The organism is uncultured Fibrobacter sp., assembly GCF_937877005.1.
GTDB lineage: Bacteria > Fibrobacterota > Fibrobacteria > Fibrobacterales > Fibrobacteraceae > Fibrobacter.
In genome coordinates, this window is record NZ_CALEFV010000238.1 from 1 (window position 1) to 1,314 (window position 1,314).

The 1,314-nt window shown below is 55.9% G+C and carries 2 protein-coding genes; one reads left to right on the forward strand and one right to left on the reverse strand.

What is annotated here, in order from left to right:
* Positions 1-332: SEC-C metal-binding domain-containing protein (locus Q0628_RS10485; protein ID WP_298770813.1), on the forward strand; the 332-nt coding region annotated here is incomplete at its 5' end.
* Between the two features lie 112 nt (positions 333-444).
* Here the strand turns inward: Q0628_RS10485 and Q0628_RS10490 are convergent.
* On the reverse strand, positions 445-1,314 hold an 870-nt coding region (locus tag Q0628_RS10490), incomplete at its 5' end, for a hypothetical protein (protein ID WP_298770815.1).

Genomic DNA, 1,314 nt, shown 5'->3' on the forward strand with positions numbered 1-1,314 from the left:
CCGCAGAACCTGCCACTGAACAGGCCGCGCAGGCTCCCGAAGCGAAGCAATCCAATGCCGAATCTGCCGAACAGATGAGCGCTGAAGGTGCAAAGCCCGCTGGCCTCGCAGGCACCGCCGCTACTTCTGAAACGAATGCGATTTCTGAAGAACAGCAGGCTCAGCCGATGCCGCAGTCCGCACTTCCGGGCACCCGTCAGGTGAACCCCGCTATGCTCGCCGCTGCACGCCGCCGCGCCCAGCAGCAGGCTCCCAAGCTCGGCCGCAATGACCCGTGCTGGTGCGGTTCCGGCCTCAAGTACAAGAAGTGCCACGGCAAGGACTTGGAGTAAGGCATCGCGCTCATCAAGCGCACTGCAATTTAAAAAGAAGCCGTCTTAACCGACGGCTTTTTTTGTATAAAAAATTCCCGGTTTGTCACCGGGATAAATTTTGCGGGTTGTATTAGTTTTCGCTTGCGAGGTGGTCCAGGTAAAGCTTCTGGGCTTTTGAATCGTACATCACCACGTCGTAGAGTTCACCGTCTTTGCCGGTGCGCGATTCCACGAAGAGTCCGCCCATGGAGCCCTTTTCAGTGGGCAGGAATGCGCTGCGGCCTTCGGGCGATGTCTTGAATTCAAGATAGCCCTGTTCCACGTACCAGTCGCGAATGACTTTGTAGTAGATACGTTCCATGTTCTCGCCTACAAGGGTGTTCAGGCGGCGTGCGATTTCGCTCACGGGCACGGGCGTATCTTCGGCGGGATAGTCGGCCAGTTGTTCGGCGGTCAGGTGGAATTTTTCCCTTTGCACGCGCTTCGGAGCATATTCCTGGTCGTCTTGAAAATCTTGAGCCTGGTTGGCCTTGCGCTTGGCAAAGCGTTCGTTTGCAATGTCGACGCATTTTTGAATGTTGTCCAAAATGAACTGTTGCGCCTGTTGCCAGCACTGCGTATAAATGTTATGGTGTCCGCGCAGGTCCGATTCGCCCTTTTCGAATCCGTAGGTTTCGCCCTTGGCGGTGGGTAGGTTGGCGTCGGTGCCGCTTTCGGTGGACTGTCTTTCGAGAATGCCTTCTTGCACCAGGAAGTTTGCCACGTCGGCATAGAGCAGGTGGTTCATGTTCTTGGGCAGGAGTTCATTTACATTGCGCACCACGCGGGAAATCGAAACCGGGTAATCAAAGAAGCGGTAACCCTTCAGGGTTTCGGCGTCGATGGACAAATCTTGCATGACGGGCTTCGCGTTCTTCTTTGCCGTGCGCGGCTTTTCGGCGGTGGGCATGGGGGCCACTTGGTCGTGGTTCAGTTGCTGCTGCCAAAGCGATGCAACGTA